This window comes from uncultured Rhodospira sp., from assembly GCF_937138205.1.
Classification (GTDB): Bacteria; Pseudomonadota; Alphaproteobacteria; order Rhodospirillales; family Rhodospirillaceae; genus Rhodospira.
The window spans coordinates 117,766-134,741 of sequence record NZ_CAKZOT010000114.1 but is presented as its reverse complement, the minus strand read 5'-3'; the positions used below and the strand labels follow the sequence as shown (position 1 = coordinate 134,741).

Sequence of the window (16,976 nt, the reverse complement as noted above, 5' to 3'; positions counted from 1 at the left end):
CCTGATAGGCGCCCACGCCCAGGGCGAAGAACATGTAGCCGAGCTGCGAGCAGGTGGAGTAGGCGATCACCCGCTTGATGTCGTTCTGCACGCAGCCGATGGTGGCGGCGAAGAACGCCGTCGCCGCGCCCACCACCACGACGATGGCCATGGCCACCGGCGCGTATTCGAACAGCGGCGACATGCGCGCGACCATGAACACGCCGGCGGTGACCATGGTGGCGGCGTGGATCAGCGCCGAGACCGGAGTCGGGCCTTCCATGGCGTCCGGCAGCCAGGTGTGCAGGCCGATCTGCGCCGACTTGCCCATGGCGCCGAGGAACAGCAGCACGCAGATGATCTCCAGCGCCGGCCACTCGACGCCCAGGAAGGTCAGCGAGGTCCCCGCCATCTCGGGCACGGCGGCGAACATGGCATCCATGTTGATGGTGCCGAACAAGACGAACGCGCCGAAAATGCCCAGGGCAAAGCCGAAATCACCCACGCGGTTGACCACGAACGCCTTGATGGCCGCCGCGTTGGCCGCCGGGCGCTCGTACCAGAAGCCGATGAGCAGATACGAGGCCAGCCCCACGCCCTCCCAGCCGAAGAACAGCTGGATGAGGTTGTCGGCGGTCACCAGCATGAACATGAAGAAGGTGAACAGCGACAGATAGGCCATGAAGCGCGGCACGCCCGGGTCATGGTGCATGTACCCAATGGAGTACACATGCACCAGGAACGACACCCAACTGACCGTCAGCACCATGACCGCCGACAGGGTGTCGAACTTCAGCGCCCAGTTCACCAGCAGGTCGCCGGAGTCGATGAAGGTCAGCAACGGCACCGTCTGCGCGTTGCCGTTCAGGGCCACGTCGATGAAGATCGGCACGGACAGCAGGGCGCTGGCGCCCATGGCCCCGCAGGTCAGCCACTGCGACAGGGTGTCGCCCAGGCGGCGGCCGAACAGGCCGACGACGATGGCGCCCAGGAGCGGCAGGAAAATGGCTGCAACGGTCATGGTCCGGCCTTACCCCTTCAGGCTGTTGATGTCCTCGACCTCGATCGAGCCGCGGTTGCGGAAGAACACCACAACAATGGCCAAACCGATGCCTGCCTCGGCCGCCGCGACGGTCAGGATGAACATGGTGAAGATCTGCCCGACCATGTCCTGCAGATATGCCGAGAAGGTCACCATGTTGATGGTGACGGCCAGCAGCATCAGTTCGATCGACATCATGATGATGACGACGTTCTTCTTGTTGGCGAAGATGCCGAACACGCCGGTGGCGAACAGGATCGCCGCGACCGTCAGGTAATGTGCGAGACCGATCTCCCACATGTCAGATGCCCTCCCGGTTGCGGACCTGCCGCACGGCCACGACCTCGCTCTTCGGCCGGCTGATCTGTCGGGAAATGGCCTGACGCCGGACGTTGGGGTTGACCCGCAGGGTCAGCACGATGGCGCCGATCATCGCCACGAACAGGATCAGGCCCGACACCTGGAACAGGTAGACGTACTGGGTGTACAGCAGGTTGCCCAGCGCCTCCGTGTTGCTCACCTCGGCCACATCGGGTGTCGGCGCGGCGCGCAGGGTCATGGCCTCGCTGGCGAAGGTCCAGTCGACCGCCAGCAACCCGATCTCCACCACCAGCACCACGCCCAGGGCGGCGCCGATGGGCAGATACTTCAGCATCCCCTCGCGCAGGCCCAGCAGGTTGATGTCCAGCATCATGACGACGAACAGGAACAGCACCGCCACGGCGCCGACATAGACGACGATGACCAGCATGGCCACGAACTCGGCGCCCATCAGCACGAACAGCCCGGCGCCGTTGAAGAACGCCAGGATCAGCCAGAGCACGCTGTGCACCGGGTTGCGACTGGTCACCACCATAAGGCCGGATGCCACCGCGACCACCGCGAACAGATAGAACGTCAGGGCATGAATCATCCGCGACCCCCCTTTCCCGGCCCGGCCATGGCCCGGGTTTCGCTCGGCGTGTGCATTCCTCTCTCCCTGTCGCCCTGTGTTTTGTGGCGTTCTTAGCGATACGGTCTTACCGATACGGGGCGTCCAGTTCCAGCCGCTTGGCCAGTTCCGCCTCCCAGCGGTCGCCGTTGGCCAGCAGCTTGTCCTTGTCGTACAACAGTTCCTCGCGCGTCTCGGTGGCGAATTCGAAGTTCGGTCCCTCGACGATGGCATCCACCGGGCAGGCCTCCTCGCAGAAGCCGCAGTAGATGCACTTGGTCATGTCGATGTCGTAGCGAGTCGTGCGGCGGCTGCCGTCGGTTCGTTCTTCCGCCTCGATGGTGATGGCCTGGGCCGGGCAGATGGCCTCGCACAGCTTGCAGGCGATGCAGCGCTCTTCCCCGTTCGGATAGCGGCGCAGGGCGTGCTCGCCCCGGAAGCGCGGGCTCAGGTATCCCTTCTGGTACGGATAGTTGATGGTGTACTTCGGCTTCAGCATGTACCGGAAGGTCAGGACCAGGCCCGAGACCAGCTCGGACAACAGAACGCTCCGGGCAGTGCGGTCGAGGAATGACATCTTGAACTCCTCTCCTCTCCGGATCAGGCCGGCAGCAGGTCGAAGGTCACCATCACGCCGGCCGTCGCAACGACCCAGGCCAGCGACAACGGCAGGAACACCTTCCATCCCAGCCGCATGAGCTGGTCATAGCGGTAGCGCGGGAAGGTGGCCCGCGCCCAAAGGAAGATGAACAGGATAAAGCACACCTTGAGCGCGAACCAGATCACGCCCGGGATCCAGGTGAACGGCGCGGCGTCGATCGGCGGCAGCCAGCCGCCCAGGAACAGCACCACGGCGATCCCGCTCATCAGGATCATGTTCGCGTATTCGCCCAGGAAGAACAGGGCGAAGGTCATCGCCGAGTACTCGACGTTGTAGCCCGACACCAGTTCGGCCTCGGCCTCCGGCAGGTCGAACGGCGCGCGGTTTGTCTCCGCCAGGATGGAGACGACGAAGATCACGAACATCGGGAAGTGCGGCAGGGCGTACCACATGCCCTGTTGGGCGTTGACGATCTCCGTCAGGTTCAGGGTGCCCGCCGACAGCAGCACGGAGATGATGATCAGGCCCATGCTGATTTCGTAGGAGACCATCTGCGCCGCCGAGCGCAAGCCCCCCAGCAGGGCATAGCGCGAGTTCGATGCCCAGCCGGCCATGATGATGCCGTACACGCCCAGGCCGGAGATGGCCAGCAGGTACAGCACGCCGACGTTGATGTCGGCCAGCACCCAGCCCTCGTCAAACGGAATCACCGCCCAGCCGATCAGCGCCAGGATGAAGGTCAGCATCGGCGCCAGCACGAACACCGCCCGATCGGCCCCGGTGGGGATCACCGTTTCCTTCAGGAACAGCTTGGCCCCGTCGGCGATGGGCTGCAGCAGGCCGAACGGCCCCACCACGTTCGGCCCCTTGCGCATCTGGATGGCGCCGATGACCTTGCGTTCCGCATAGGTCAGGTAGGCGACCGCCAGCAGCAACGGCAGCACGATCGCCAGGATCTGCGCGACGATGATGATCAGCGGCCAGAGATAAACGCTCCACAAGTCAGCCATCGGTCCCCGTCCGCTTGCTGTCGCCGGTGCCGGCGGCGTTGATGTAGACGGCCGTGCACTCGGCCATGGTGCGCGAGGCCCGGCTGATGGGATCGGTCATGTAGTAGTTCTTGATCGGCGTGGCGAACGGCGTCGCCTCCAGCCGGCCCGAGAAGCGGGCGAACCCGGTCGTGGCGGGCGCCGGTACGACCGCGCCCTCGTTGTCCGGCGCGAACGTCGGCGAAACCTCGGCCAGGCGCGCGCGCACGGCTTCCAGCGTGTTCTGGGACAGGGGCTTGCCCATGGCCCCCGACAGGGCGCGGATGATCCGCCAGTCCTCGCGCGCCTCGCCGGGCGGGTGCACGCCAAGCCAGGTTCGTTGCAGACGGCCCTCGGTGTTGACGTAGCTGGCGTCCTTTTCGGTGTAGGCGGCCCCCGGCAGGATCACGTCGGCGCGGTTGGCGCCGGCGTCGCCGTGGTGGCCCTGATAGATCACGAACGCCTCGCCCAGGAGGGCCGTGTCGATCTCGTCGGCGCCCAGCAGGTAGACCACCTGAATATCGCCCTTCTCGGCGCCCTCCAGGATGGCGTTGGTGTCGCGGCCGCCCTCGCCGGGAACGAAGCCCAGGTCCAGGCCGCCGACGCGTGCGGCGGCGGTGTGCAGCACGCCGAGACCGTTCCAATCCTCTGAAATGGCGCCGACGCGTTCGGCGATGCGCCGCACCCAGCCCATGACGGCGGCGCCGTCGGGTCGCGCCAGCGCCCCCATGCCCACCAGGATCAGCGGCCGCTGGGCCGCCTCCAGAACCTTGGCGAAGTCGTGCTTGCCACCGGCCAGCGTTTCCAGCGTCTTCGGATCGTTGCCCAGGTCCTGCACTTTGTAGGTCAGGTCGGTGCGCGGTCCCAGCACGCCGATCGGGAACTTGCCCATCAGGTAGCGCTTGCGGATGCGGGCGTTGAGGATCGGCGCCTCCCAGCGCGGATCGGAGCCGACGATCAGCAGCGCGTCGGCGTCCTCGATGCCCGGGATGGTCGGGTTGAACAGATAGCCGGCGCGGTCCGTCGGATCGAGCGCCGCGCCGTCCTGCCGGCAATCGAGGTGCGGGCTGCCGATCACGCCCATCAGGTCCTTCAGCAGAACCATGGCCTCGGCGTCGGCCATGTCGCCGGCGATGGCCGCGACCTTGTCGGCGTCGGTGGCCAGCAGGCGGCCGGCCACGGCCCGCAAAGCCTCCTCCCACGAAGCCGGGCGGAGCGTGCCGTTCTCGCGCACATAAGGCCGATCCAGGCGCTGATAGCGCAGGCCGTCGATGGCGTGGCGCGACTTATCGGCCAGCCACTCCTCATTGACGTCCTCGTTCAGGCGCGGCAGCACCCGCATGACGGCATTGCCACGCACATCCACGCGGATGGCGGAGCCGACCGCGTCCAGCGCGTCGATGGACTGAACCTTGCGCAACTCCCACGGACGCGCGTGGAAGGCGTAGGGCGCGCTGGTCAGCGCCCCCACCGGGCACAGGTCGACAATGTTGCCGGACAGTTCGCTGGTCAGGGCCTTTTCGACGTACGACGTGATCTCGGAATCCTCGCCGCGCCCGATCATGCCCAGTTCCGGGATCCCGGCCACCTCGGTGATGAAGCGCACGCAGCGGGTGCAGTGGATGCACCGGTTCATGGACGTTTTGACCAGGGGGCCCAGGTACTTCTCGGGGACCGCGCGTTTGTGCTCGATATACCGCGAGCGGTCGGAGCCAAAGGCCATGGCCTGATCCTGCAGGTCGCACTCGCCACCCTGGTCGCAGATCGGGCAATCCAGCGGGTGGTTGATGAGCAGGAACTCCATCACCCCCTTGCGCGCCTTTTTGGCCAGATCGGACTGAGTCCAGACCTGCATCCCCTCAGAGATGGGCAGGGCACAGGCGGCGGCCGGCTTGGGCGGGCCGGGCTTGACCTCCACCAGACACATGCGACAGTTGCCGGCAATGGACAGGCGCTCGTGATAGCAGAATCGGGGAATCTCGATGCCCACCATGTCGGCGGCCTGCATGATGGTCATTCCGGCGTCGGCCTCGACCTCGATGCCGTCAATGGTCAGCTTGGGCATACCCGCGTCCCTTCCTTCCTCGCCCCCGTCACACCCGGACCTACTCGGCCGCCGCAGGGGTCGGCGCCACACCCTTGCGTGCCTGAATACGACGCTCAAGCTCCGGACGGAAGTGCCGGATCAATCCCTGGATCGGCCACGCCGCCGCGTCGCCCAGGGCGCAGATGGTGTGGCCCTCGATCTGGCGCGTCACCTCTTCCAGGATATCGATTTCCTCGATCTCGGCATCGCCCCTGACCATCCGGTTCATCACCCGGGACATCCAACCGGCGCCCTCGCGGCACGGCGTGCACTGACCGCAACTTTCGTGCATGTAGAAGGCCGACAGACGCGCGATCGCCTTCACCACATCGGTGGACTTGTCCATGACCATGACGGCGGCGGTGCCCAGGCCGGACTTGACCTCCTTCAGGGCGTCAAAGTCCATCAGCACGTCGTCGCAGACATGTTTCGGGATCAACGGTACCGACGCCCCACCCGGAATGACCGCCATAAGGTTGTCCCAGCCGCCGCGCACCCCGCCCGCGTGCTTTTCGATCAGTGTGCGCAGCGGGATGCTCATCGCCTCTTCGACGTTGCACGGAGTGTTCACGTGCCCGGAGATGCAGAACACCTTGGTGCCGGTGTTGTTCTCGCGGCCGATGCCGGCGAACCACGAGGCGCCGCGCCGCAGGATGGCGGGCACGACGGCGATGCTCTCGACGTTGTTCACGGTGGTCGGGCAGCCGTACAGGCCGACGCCGGCGGGGAAGGGGGGCTTCAGGCGCGGCTGGCCCTTCTTGCCCTCCAGCGACTGGATCAGCGCTGTTTCCTCGCCGCAGATGTAGGCGCCGGCGCCCCGGTGGACGTACACCCGGAACGGCCAGCCGGAGCCGCAGGCGTTGTCGCCCAGCAGGCCCGCCTCCTCGGCCTGGGCGATGGCCGCCTCCAGGCGTTCGGCTTCGCGATAAAACTCGCCACGGATGTAGATGTAGGCCGCGTGCGCGCGCATGGCGAAGCCGGCGATGAGGCAGCCTTCCAGCAGCTTGTGCGGATCGTTGCGCATCATGTCCCGGTCCTTGCAGGTGCCGGGCTCGCCCTCGTCGGCGTTGACCACCAGATAATGCGGTCGCTCACCCACCGTCTTGGGCATGAACGACCACTTCAGGCCGGTCGAAAACCCGGCGCCGCCGCGTCCGCGCAGGCCGGACGCCTTGACCTGATCGATGATCCAGTCGTGGCCCTGGGCCAGGATGGCCTTGGTGCCGTCCCAGTCGCCGCGCGACAGCGCCCCCTTCAGGGTCCAGTCGTGGACGCCGTAGAGGTTGGTGAAGATGCGGTCCTTGTCGCTCAGCAGCATGGCGCGCTCTCCCTAGTCGGCGCCGCCGGCGGAGACCGCCGGGCTGTCGGCGGCGATCCATTTGCCGCCGTCGGGCGTGGTCGGGTCGGTGGTCAGCGTGGTCCGCGTCCCGGACGGCGCCGAGCACTGGCGGTCGGCCCACGACCCGGCCTGCACCGGGCGGCCGTGGCGGATGGCCTGGAACAGAGCCTTGGCGCTCTCGTAATCCAGGTCTTCGTGGTAGTCGTCGCCGATCTGCACCATGGGCGCGTTGACGCAGGCGCCGAGGCACTCGACCTCCGAGACGGTGGCGATGCCATCGTCCGTGGTGCGGCCGAACGCGTCCCCGAACACCTCGCGCGCGGCCCGCATGATCTCGTCCGACCCGCGCAGCCAGCACGGCAGGTTGGTGCAGATCTGCACGTGATGGCGGCCGATGGGGTGCTGGTTGTACATGGTGTAGAAGGTCACGACCTCCCACACGCGGATCGGCGGCGTGTTGGTGATCTCCGCCACGGCCTCGACCACGCCGCGCGAGATCCACCCCTGCTGGCGCTGCGCCAGATCGAGCAGCGGCAGCACACCGCTGCGGTCCCGGCCCTCGGGGTACTTGGCAAGGATGCGGCGCGCCTCGGCCAGATTCGCCTCGGTGAAGGCAAAGGGCGCATCGGCTGCGTCGGGATCGGGAATGGTCTTCGCGGCAGTCATCGGTCGATCTCGCCAAACACAACGTCAATGGAGCCGATATTGGCCGGGATGTCGGCCAGCATGTGGCCCTTCGACAGCAGGTCGAGGCCCTGCAAATGCGCGTAGCAGGGGGAACGGATTTTGCAGCGGTACGGCCGGTTGCTGCCGTCCGACACCAGGTAGACCCCGAATTCGCCGCTGGCCGCCTCAACCGCCGTATAGGTCTCGCCGGGCGGCACCTTGAAGCCCTCGGTGTACAGTTTGAAATGATGGATGAGGGCTTCCATCGAGCGTTTCATCTCCGGCCGGGACGGGGGCGTGACCTTCTTGTCGTCCGCCTTCACCGGGCCGTCGGGCATTTTCTCGATGCACTGGCGGATGATGCGCAGGGATTGGCGCATCTCTTCCATGCGCACCAGATAGCGGGCGAAGCAATCGCCGGTCGTACCGACGGGGACGTCGAACTCCATCTCGTCGAAGGCATCGTAGGGCTGCGCCTTGCGCAGGTCCCAGGGGATGCCGGTGGCGCGCAGCACGGGGCCGGTGAAGCCCCAGTTGAGCGCGTCCTCCTGCGAGACGATGCCGATGTCGACGGTGCGCTGGCGGAAGATGCGGTTCTCGTCCAGCAGCGACACCATGTCGACCATGAACTTCTCAAACCCATCGCACCATTTGTACATATCGTCCAGCAGATCGGGCGGCACGTCCTTGGCCACGCCGCCCGGACGATAGTAGGCCATGTGCATCCGCGCGCCGGAGGCCCGTTCGCAGAACTCCAGCAGGTGCTCGCGCTCTTCCCAGCCCCACAGCATCGGCGTCATGGCGCCCAGGTCGAGCGCGAACGACGTCGTGTTCATGATGTGGTTGATGATGCGCGTGATCTCTGAGAACAGCGTGCGGATGTATTTGCCGCGCGGCGGAACCTCGGTCCCCAGCAGCTTTTCGACCGCCAGGACATAGGCGTGTTCCATGTTCAGCGGACACGCGTATTCCAGCCGGTCGAAGTAGGGCAGGGCCTGAAGGTAGGTCTTGTATTCGATCAGCTTTTCGGTGCCGCGATGCAGCAGGCCCACGTGCGGGTCGGCCCGTTCCACCACCTCGCCGGACAGCTCCAGGATCAGGCGCAGCACGCCGTGCGCGGCCGGGTGCTGGGGGCCGAAGTTGAGGTTGTAGCTCTTGATCTCGGTCTGGGCCATGGTCTCGCCTGCCTCGTCCTGTCGCCGCCCGGTCGCTCGCCCCGCCGGCCCGTTAGCCGGTCGCCTTTTCGTCGCCCGGCAACGCGCGCGCCGCCGCGTCCACGGCCGGGTCCAGCGCGCCTTCCCAGGGGCTCAGGAAATCGAAATTGCGGAAGTCCTGGGTCAGGCGCACCGGTTCGTACACCACCCGCGCCTGCTCATCGTCGTAGCGGACTTCCATGGTTCCGGTCAGCGGGAAGTCCTTGCGCAGCGGATGGCCCTCGAACCCGTAGTCGGTCAGCAGCCGGCGCAGATCGGGATGGCCGGAGAAGACCACGCCGTACATGTCCCAGACCTCGCGCTCGAACCAGTTGGCCGAACTGAACACCTCGACCACCGAGGGCACCGGCTGATCCTCGCTGGTGGTCAGGCGCACGCGGACGCGCTGGTTGTGCTTCAGGCTGAGCAGGTTATAGACCACCTCGAAGCGCTCGTCCTGGTCCGGCCAGTCGACGCCGCAGACGTCGACGAGTTGCTTGAACATGCAGTTGGGATCGTCGCGCAACAGGGTCAGCACCTGCACGATGTCGTGGCGGTTGACGCTGACCACCAACTCGTCCTTGGACATGTGGGTCTCGCGCACCGCGTCGGGCAGCGCCGAAGCGATGCGCTGACCCAGTTCCTGCAGGGCCTCGATCTGTTCCGCGGACAAAAGCATGGTCTTCCACCCCGTCTCGAACAGCCACGCGCGGGACGGATCACCGCTGGCGGCCATACAAATGCCCCGGCACGCCCGCGCTCCCCCAAGCGGGACGTCCGTGCTTGCCCGTGTCCCGTCTAACGGAACAGGGACCCTGTCCGGTTGATCTTCTTCTGAAGCTGCAGGATGCCGTACAACAGCGCTTCCGCCGTCGGCGGGCAGCCCGGGACATACACGTCGACCGGCACGATCCGGTCACAGCCGCGCACCACGGAATAGGAGTAGTGATAGTACCCGCCGCCGTTGGCGCACGATCCCATGGAGATAACCCAGCGCGGCTCGGCCATCTGGTCATACACCTTGCGCAAGGCCGGAGCCATCTTGTTGGTCAACGTGCCGGCCACCAGCATCACGTCCGACTGGCGCGGGCTGGGCCGAAAGACGACGCCGAAGCGGTCCAGGTCATAGCGCGCGCAGGCGCAGTGAATCATCTCCAGCGCGCAGCAGGCCAAGCCAAAGGTCATCGGCCACAACGAGCCGGTGCGCGCCCAGTTCACAAGTTTGTCGACACTGGCGATGACGAAGCCCTTGTCCTCCATCTCGCCGCCCACGGCCTTCAGCAGGGCATCCTGTTCCTGGCCCGGCGGCAGCGGCTGCCCGACGGAGAGGCTCGTCGACGTGGATTCGCTCATTCCCATTCCAAGGCCCCTTTCTTCCACTCGTAGATGAACCCGATGGTCAGGACGGCCAGGAACACCATCATCGACCAGAATCCGAACAGGCCGATGTTGCCCAGGCTGACGGCCCACGGAAACAGAAATGCAATCTCAAGGTCAAAGATGATGAACAGAATGGCAACAAGATAGAAGCGAACCTGAAACTTGGCGCGGGCATCCTCAAAGGCCTCGAACCCGCACTCGTACGCCGAATCCTTCTCCGGATCAGGTTTCTGCGGGACCACCACAATCGAACCCACCACCGCGCCAATGGCGATCACCACGGACAATCCCAGAAAGATCAGGATCGGCAGGTATTCTTGGAGCATTTCGGTCATGATATGAAGCTCCGCGGATCGTGCGGGATTGTCACAGTGTTCGGCGGGCGGATCCCGGAAACCGCAGTGGTGTAGTCAACGCCCCCTGACAAGTCAAGCCGTCATGCCGACTGCGACGAACCGGCCCAGGACTCGTTGCGCCGCGCAAAAAACCTGATGTGCACTGCGGAATATCCGCGGCAATCAAGCCATTGCGGCCGACCGTCTTCGGTTTCCGGCATGTAAGAGGCCGTTGAAACGAAACAAGGCCCACCGGGCTCGTCCGATGTTTTGGGCGCCGCGTGCGGCGCGGCGTGGCGCCGATCTCTTGGCCGCAACGGCCCTGTGCCCGGTTCGGGTGGAACATGTCGCGGCGGAGATGCTCCGCCGCTCGCCGAATCCCTGTAAAAACTGCGGCGAATCGCGCACGCCTCATACGCCCTGGAACCGCACCGGCTCGCCGAGGGGCTCGCCCACCGTCGCGCCGTCGCGCATGACCACCCGGCCGCGAATCACCGTCATCATCGGCCACCCGCTCACCGGCATTCCGTGATAGGGCGTCCAGCCGCTCTTGCTGGCGATCCAGGCGGTGTCGATGGTGCGTTCGGCGTTCAGATCGACGATGGTAAAGTCGGCGTCATAGCCGCGCGCAATGCGCCCCTTGCCGGCGATGTTGTACAGGCGGGCCGGTCCGGCGCTGGTCAGGTCGACGAAGCGCCGCAGGCTCAACCGCCCGACATGCACGTGCGCCAGCATCACCGGCACCAGGGTTTGCACCCCCGGCATTCCGGACGGACACTGGGGGTACGGGCGGGACTTTTCCTCGCGTGTGTGCGGAGCATGGTCGGAGCCGATCACGTCCACCAAGCCGTCGGCCACCGCCCGCCACAGGGCATCGCGGTGGCGTCCCTCGCGGATCGGCGGGTTCATCTGCGCGAAGCTGCCCAGGCCCTCGTAACAATCCGGCGCGGCCAGTGTCAGGTGCTGCGGCGTGACCTCGACGCTGGCCAGATCGCGGGCCTCGGCCAGCAGGGGCAGTTCCTCTTCGGTGGTCACATGCAGCACATGCACGCGCCGCCCGGTCTCGCGCGCCAGCGTCAACAGCCGCCGCGTCGCTCGCGCCGCCGTCTCGACGTCGCGCCACTCGGGGTGGGCGGCCGGGTCGGCCTTCTCCTCGGCGATGGCCTTGCGTTCGCGCAGGCGCGCCTCGTCCTCGGCGTGGACCGCCACCCGGCGCCGGCCGCCGGCCAGCACGCGCCGCAGAACGTCGTCGTCCTCGACCAGCAGCGAGCCGGTGGACGAGCCCATGAACACCTTGACGCCGGCGCAGCCATGCAGGGTCTCCCAGTCACCCAGCCGGTCGGCGTTGGCGTCGGTGGCGCCGAGGAAGAACGCATGGTCGCACCAGGCGCGCCCCCGCGCCCGGGCAAGCTTGTCGGCCAGGGCCTCGGGCGTGTCGGTGTTGGGGCTGGTGTTGGGCATCTCGAAGACGGCGGTCACGCCGCCGAGCACCGCCCCGCGCGTGCCGCTCTCCAGGTCCTCCTTGTGCTCCAGGCCGGGTTCGCGGAAATGGACCTGGGAATCGATCACCCCCGGCAGTACGTGCAGCCCGCGCACGTCGAGCACCTCCGCCGCCGGGGCCGTGTCCGGAACGCCCAGGGCGGCGACGCGGCCGTGGCGGACGCCGACGTTGATTGCCTCGGCCCCGGCGGGTGTCACGACCGTACCGCCACGCACCAAAAGATCGAAGGGCTCCGTCGTCTGCACGTTTCGTTCTCCCGCGTTGGTCCTGCCGGCCAGCCTCTGTCAGGTCGCGTCGACATGGGCGATATGCTCGAACAGGCCACGATACCGCGCCAGGATCTGCGACACCATATACCCCTGGGCGAAGGTCTCGCGCCCGGCGTTGATGAGGATCGTCAACGCGTTCGGTTCCATGAGCAACCACTTCAGGCCCTGCGTGATGGTCACCAGGTCGTCGCCGGGCAGGACCAGGGCGTTCTCATTGACGCGAATCACCGAGTGCGGTTCCGGCTGGCCGATGCCCACCACCGGCTTGTCGTGCGCCCAGGCCTCGATGGCCGCGTGATCGGGTAGGCCGTCGCGGCCGGTGCACACCACCACGTCGCTGGCCGCGTACAGCGCCCCCAGGTCGTCGCGCCACCCCAGAAAGCGCACGCGCGGCTTGATGCCGAGTTCGTAGGCGATGGTCTCCAGGGCATCGCGTTCCGGGCCGTCGCCGGCGATCCACAGATAGACCTCGGGCAGCCGTTGCATCACGCGCAGGATGGTGGCGAACTCGCGCCGCTCGGTCATCTGCCCGGCCGCGAACAGCAGCGGCGCCTGTTCCGGCGTGAACAGGGTCTTGCGCGGCACCGGCGGCAGGGGCGTCTGCTCGACCAGCGGCGGCAGCACGTGCACGCGCTCGCGCGGCCAGCCCTGGGCCAGCACCGTGTCCTGCTCGTATCCGCTGTGCACCAACAGGTGCTGGCACTGGCGATAGGCCTCCAGGGGCTTGCCGATGCCCCACCGGCCCAGCACCGGCACGCCCATGCCGGTGACGTGGTGCACGGTGTCGGGCGTCCAGGCCACCACCAGACCCGGCTGGAAACTGTTGACATAGCGCCGGATGCGGCGCCGGACGAGGAAGGACAGGCCTTCGTACTTCATGGTCACCGGATGCAGCCCGGCCGCGCGCAGACGGGTCACCCGGTCGGGCACGTCGCGCAGCATCACCAGTTGCTGGATCCCGTCGCGGTGCAGGGCCGTCACCAGGCGCTCGAAGAACCGCTCGGTCCCGCCGATGGGGTCACCGGTGATGGCCTGCAAGACGCGCGGATCCATGGAACGGAACTCCCTTGACGCGGCGGGGGGCGGACGGACGGACGCCGAAGAGAAAGAGGAACGCCCGGGCAGCGTACGCCGGATGGTGGCGAGACGGTGGCAGCCATCGCCGCGACGACTGATGTGCCCCATCCTCGCGGCAAAGGTCGCGCCGGGTCAACGCTCGCGCTCAGGCCGCCGTGGTGGCGCCGATCTTCCGCAACAGGGCTCGGGCTGTGTCCTCGACACGGTCCACCGGCAAGGTGTCCATCAGGGTTCCGGTGACCGAGTCCGGTTTGAGCGTGGGCGGGAACAACTCGTCGTAGGACTTGTCGGTGCGCGCCACCCGGCAGTGTCGGCCCCAGGGAGCGTAATGTTCGTCCCGGGACGGGCCGAACAGACCGACGGTCGGTGCGCCCGCCGCCGCCGCCATGTGCATCAGGCCGGAATCATTGCCGACGAACAACGCGCAGCGGGAGAACACCGCCGCGACCGCCAGCAGATGCAGGCGGCCAACCAGATCGATGGTGCCGGGGCCGGCCAGGGCGTCCAGCACCGGGGCGGCCGCCTCCCGTTCATCCGGTGCCGCCACCACGGCAATCCGCGCGCCGGGCAGCGGCCCATCCGGGGCCGTCAGGCGCCGGGCCAGCTCCACGAACCGGTCGGCCGGCCAGACCTTGGCGATCCAGTTGGCTGTCGGCGCCAGCGCCAGAATGGGACCGTCGCCGGTTCCCGCCAGTGCGGCGTCGGCCGCCGCCTCGTCCTCCGGCCGGGTCCACAGGTGCGGCTCCGGCGGATGGCTGAAGCCCGTCTTGCTGACCGTCGTGGCGATGCGCCGCAGGCGGTGGTCCGGCGCCACCGCGTGGCCCTGAGGCCGCAGGGTGCGGTGCGGCCACAGCAGCCACGGCAGCGGCGAGCCGCGCAGGTCGATGATCAGGTCCCACTTGGTGCCCTTGGTCTGCGCGTACAACGCGCGCCAGTGACCGCCCCAGGGTTTCTTGTGCATGGGGATCAGGCGGTCCAGGGCCGGCAGACCCTCGAACAGCGGCGCCGCGACATGCCCGCAGGCCACGGTGATGTGGACGCCCGGGTAGTGCTCCATGGCATACGAGAGCAGCCCGGTGGACAACACCGCGTCGCCGATGCGGCTGTTGGTGATAAACAGGAGTTTCATCCCGTGCGGGGTTGGCTGAGTCATCGGCTGAAGCTGAACCAGTGGGTTTCGAGATCCTCGGCGACATCGTCCCAGGCGCGCAGGCGGGCCGGCGCCCGGGCCTCCTCCGCCATGCCCCGGTGCAGGCCGTCATCGGTCAGGATCTGGACGGCCACGTTGACGAAAGCGTCGTCGTCGGGCACCAACATGCCGCTATCGCCATTGGCGATGCGTTCCGGCGCGCCGCCCAGCGGGCGGGCCACGGCCGGCAGGCCCAGCGCCTGGGCCTCGACCAGCGGCCAGCAAGCGTGGTCCCAGACCTGCCCGGGGTGCAGGAACACCCGCGCCGTGCGCCAAGCGTCGGCCAGGGCGGCCTCGGGCTGCGGTTCGCGCACCTCGACGCCCTTTTCGGCGAGCGCGCGAACACGCGCCACCAGCGGGTCCAACCCTTCGGGCACCGCCTCTCCGGCCAGCCCGGCCGACAGCAGAGCCGAGTACACGTGCAGGCGGGCCTTGGGCACCGCCGGCGCGATGCCGTGTTCCCACCGGTCGAGCAGCCAGTCCAGGCCGCCGTGCAGCGGATGCGCGGTGGTCACCGCCACCGGCGGATCGGCCGGGGCCGCGCCCTCGGTCTCCAGGAACGGCCGGGCGGCGCCGGGCGCGATGACGCGCGCGCTCATGCCGCCGCCGCGGCCGCTCAGGGCGGGGCCGGCGGATTGCTGACTGACGCTGAGGTACAGCAGGTCGGGGCGCTGGGTGGCGAGCCGCGCCCGCACCGTCGGGCGCACCAGATAGTCCGGCCGGCCCTGCACCCACACCACCCGCCGTCCGGGGCGCACCGGCAGGGACAGCAGCGAGGGCCGTCGCACAGCCACCAGCACGTCCGTGTCGGCCGGCAGCGATCGCTCGCCTTCGTCCATCGGCAGGGGCACCCAGGCGACGCCGTCGGCGCGCACGGGGTCGATGATCGCCGTGGCCACGGTGACGACGTGGCCGCGCAGGGCCAACGCCCGGGCCAGGTTGACAACGGCGCGTTCACCCCCGCCCAGGGGGGCTTCGGCGGGCGTTTTCCCATCGTAGGGAACGCCATCGTCGGCGAACAGAATACGCATGACCGGCCTTATAGACCGCGCCACCCGCGTTGCCAAGGTCGGGGCTTGCCAAAGACCCGGAAAGGCTTACGTCTGCGGGGACCTTCACCCGCATATCCGGACCGCCCGCCAATGACCGCTCTTGATGCCACGATTCTCGAAACCCGCGCCCTGCTGGTCCTGAGCGGCGAGGACCGGGTGCGGTTCCTGCAGGGGCTGGTGACCAACGACGTAACCAAGGTGTCGCCGGCGCGGGCCGTGTTCTCGGCGCTGCTGTCGCCGCAGGGCAAGGTGCTGTTCGACCTGGTTCTCGCCGCGCACGGCGACACCGTGCTGATCGAGGTCGAGGCCGCGCGGCTGGAGGATTTGCGCGCGCGCCTGCGGCGGTTCAAGTTGCGCGCCAAGATCGCGCTGGCGCCGGCCGAGGGTTGGAGCGTGGCGGCGGTCTGGGGCGAGGCGGTGCCGCACGTGCTGGGACTGCCGAACGAGGCGGGCGCGGCGCATATGTTGGATGACCGCGTGGTGTTCATGGACCCGCGCCTGCCCCGTGCCGGGGCGCGGCTGTATCTTCCGGCCGATCGGGCCGGCTCGATCCTGGAGAACCTGGGCGCGCGACTGGTGGACGCCTCGGCCTATGACCGCCACCGTCTGGGCCTGGGACTGCCCGACGGCGCCCGCGACATGGACATCGAAAAGCGCACCGCCCTGGAATGCGGCCTGGACGACCTTGGTGGGGTGGACTTCGCCAAGGGCTGCTACATGGGCCAGGAGTTGACCGCCCGCACCAAGTACCGGGGCCTGCTGAAGCGCCGCCTGATGCCGGTGAGTATCGCCGGACCGGTGCCGGAGCCGGGCACGCCCCTGTTCACCGAGGCCGGCAAGGACGCCGGCGAGATGCGCTCCGGGATGGTGATCGACGAGACAGCGGGACTGGGGCTGGCCGTGGTGCGGCTGGAGGCGCTGGCCACCGGCGCGCCGCTAGTCTGCGGTGACGCACGCCTGACGCCGCGCGTGCCGGACTGGATGGCGCTGCCCGCGCCGGCCGAGGCGGGGTAGGGGCGGAGCCGACCGATGATGAGTCCGGATGCCGTTCAGGTCGTGCCGCACCCTGACTTCACGCTGGAGGTGACATTTGCCACCGGGGACCGGCGGCGCTTCGACATGAAACCCTATCTGAAATATCCTGCCTTCGCGCCCTTGGTCGAGAACGGCCTGTTCATGAAGGCCCATGTCGCGAACGGCGTGGTCACCTGGACCGAGGACATCGACCTGTCCCCGGACACGCTGTGGATGAGAGGCGATCTGATTCACACACATCCAAAGCCGCTGTTTTCCGCCTGAACCCCCTCC

Annotated in this window: 18 protein-coding genes; 2 read left to right on the top strand and 16 right to left on the bottom strand. The window is 67.6% G+C overall.

Translation table 11 applies throughout. The features are described from left to right. From Q0309_RS17995 to Q0309_RS17920, 16 genes are all read right to left on the bottom strand, one after another. The coding region (locus tag Q0309_RS17995) for an NADH-quinone oxidoreductase subunit L (RefSeq protein WP_299444560.1) at nucleotides 1-1,000 on the bottom strand (1,000 nt) is incomplete at its 3' end. Between the two features lie 9 nt (nucleotides 1,001-1,009). Next, nucleotides 1,010-1,321 (bottom strand): NADH-quinone oxidoreductase subunit NuoK, encoded by a 312-nt coding sequence (gene nuoK / locus Q0309_RS17990; protein ID WP_299444558.1) that lies wholly within the window; start codon nucleotides 1,319-1,321, stop codon nucleotides 1,010-1,012. Nucleotide 1,322: 1 nt separating this feature from the next. Then, a complete protein-coding gene (locus Q0309_RS17985; RefSeq protein ID WP_299444556.1) occupies nucleotides 1,323-1,934 on the bottom strand; it encodes an NADH-quinone oxidoreductase subunit J in 612 nt (203 codons plus the stop codon). Between the two features lie 106 nt (nucleotides 1,935-2,040). Further along, entirely contained in the window at nucleotides 2,041-2,529 is a 489-nt protein-coding gene (nuoI, locus tag Q0309_RS17980) for an NADH-quinone oxidoreductase subunit NuoI (protein ID WP_299444554.1), read from the bottom strand. A 23-nt stretch (nucleotides 2,530-2,552) separates the two neighbouring features. Continuing rightward, entirely contained in the window at nucleotides 2,553-3,563 is a 1,011-nt protein-coding gene (gene nuoH / locus Q0309_RS17975; RefSeq protein WP_299444552.1) for an NADH-quinone oxidoreductase subunit NuoH, read from the bottom strand. Continuing rightward, nucleotides 3,556-5,646: an NADH-quinone oxidoreductase subunit NuoG gene (gene nuoG, locus Q0309_RS17970; RefSeq protein WP_299444550.1), complete on the bottom strand. Its 2,091-nt coding sequence runs from the start codon at nucleotides 5,644-5,646 to the stop codon at nucleotides 3,556-3,558. The genes nuoH and nuoG overlap by 8 nt, the downstream gene beginning before the upstream one ends. A 40-nt stretch (nucleotides 5,647-5,686) precedes the next feature. After that, nucleotides 5,687-6,982: an NADH-quinone oxidoreductase subunit NuoF gene (gene nuoF / locus Q0309_RS17965; RefSeq protein WP_299444575.1), complete on the bottom strand. Its 1,296-nt coding sequence runs from the start codon at nucleotides 6,980-6,982 to the stop codon at nucleotides 5,687-5,689. A 15-nt stretch (nucleotides 6,983-6,997) separates the two neighbouring features. Next, nucleotides 6,998-7,672, bottom strand: a complete 675-nt coding sequence (locus Q0309_RS17960) for an NAD(P)H-dependent oxidoreductase subunit E (RefSeq protein ID WP_299444548.1) — start codon at nucleotides 7,670-7,672, stop codon at nucleotides 6,998-7,000. Beyond that, entirely contained in the window at nucleotides 7,669-8,847 is a 1,179-nt protein-coding gene (locus Q0309_RS17955; protein WP_299444546.1) for an NADH-quinone oxidoreductase subunit D, read from the bottom strand. Before Q0309_RS17955 ends, Q0309_RS17960 begins: the two co-directional genes overlap by 4 nt. Before the next feature lie 52 nt (nucleotides 8,848-8,899). Then, complete coding sequence (locus tag Q0309_RS17950; RefSeq protein ID WP_299444544.1) at nucleotides 8,900-9,544, bottom strand: NADH-quinone oxidoreductase subunit C; 645 nt, start codon at nucleotides 9,542-9,544, stop codon at nucleotides 8,900-8,902. Between the two features lie 119 nt (nucleotides 9,545-9,663). Next, nucleotides 9,664-10,218: an NADH-quinone oxidoreductase subunit B family protein gene (locus tag Q0309_RS17945; RefSeq protein WP_299444542.1), complete on the bottom strand. Its 555-nt coding sequence runs from the start codon at nucleotides 10,216-10,218 to the stop codon at nucleotides 9,664-9,666. Further along, a complete protein-coding gene (locus Q0309_RS17940) occupies nucleotides 10,215-10,580 on the bottom strand; it encodes an NADH-quinone oxidoreductase subunit A (protein ID WP_299444540.1) in 366 nt (121 codons plus the stop codon). Before Q0309_RS17940 ends, Q0309_RS17945 begins: the two co-directional genes overlap by 4 nt. 411 nt (nucleotides 10,581-10,991) lie before the next feature. Further along, entirely contained in the window at nucleotides 10,992-12,326 is a 1,335-nt protein-coding gene (locus Q0309_RS17935; RefSeq protein WP_299444538.1) for a dihydroorotase, read from the bottom strand. Nucleotides 12,327-12,365: 39 nt separating this feature from the next. Next, entirely contained in the window at nucleotides 12,366-13,403 is a 1,038-nt protein-coding gene (locus tag Q0309_RS17930; protein ID WP_299444536.1) for a glycosyltransferase, read from the bottom strand. A 169-nt stretch (nucleotides 13,404-13,572) separates the two neighbouring features. Next, nucleotides 13,573-14,556: a glycosyltransferase family 9 protein gene (locus tag Q0309_RS17925; protein WP_299444534.1), complete on the bottom strand. Its 984-nt coding sequence runs from the start codon at nucleotides 14,554-14,556 to the stop codon at nucleotides 13,573-13,575. Between the two features lie 20 nt (nucleotides 14,557-14,576). Further along, nucleotides 14,577-15,647, bottom strand: a complete 1,071-nt coding sequence (locus tag Q0309_RS17920; RefSeq protein ID WP_299444532.1) for a glycosyltransferase — start codon at nucleotides 15,645-15,647, stop codon at nucleotides 14,577-14,579. Nucleotides 15,648-15,758: 111 nt separating this feature from the next. Between Q0309_RS17920 and Q0309_RS17915 the strand changes: the two genes are divergently transcribed. Both Q0309_RS17915 and Q0309_RS17910 read left to right on the top strand, forming a co-directional pair. Then, entirely contained in the window at nucleotides 15,759-16,682 is a 924-nt protein-coding gene (locus tag Q0309_RS17915; RefSeq protein WP_299444530.1) for a folate-binding protein, read from the top strand. 15 nt (nucleotides 16,683-16,697) lie between these two features. Further along, nucleotides 16,698-16,967, top strand: a complete 270-nt coding sequence (locus tag Q0309_RS17910) for a DUF2442 domain-containing protein (protein ID WP_299444528.1) — start codon at nucleotides 16,698-16,700, stop codon at nucleotides 16,965-16,967. Nucleotides 16,968-16,976: the final 9 nt, after the last annotated feature.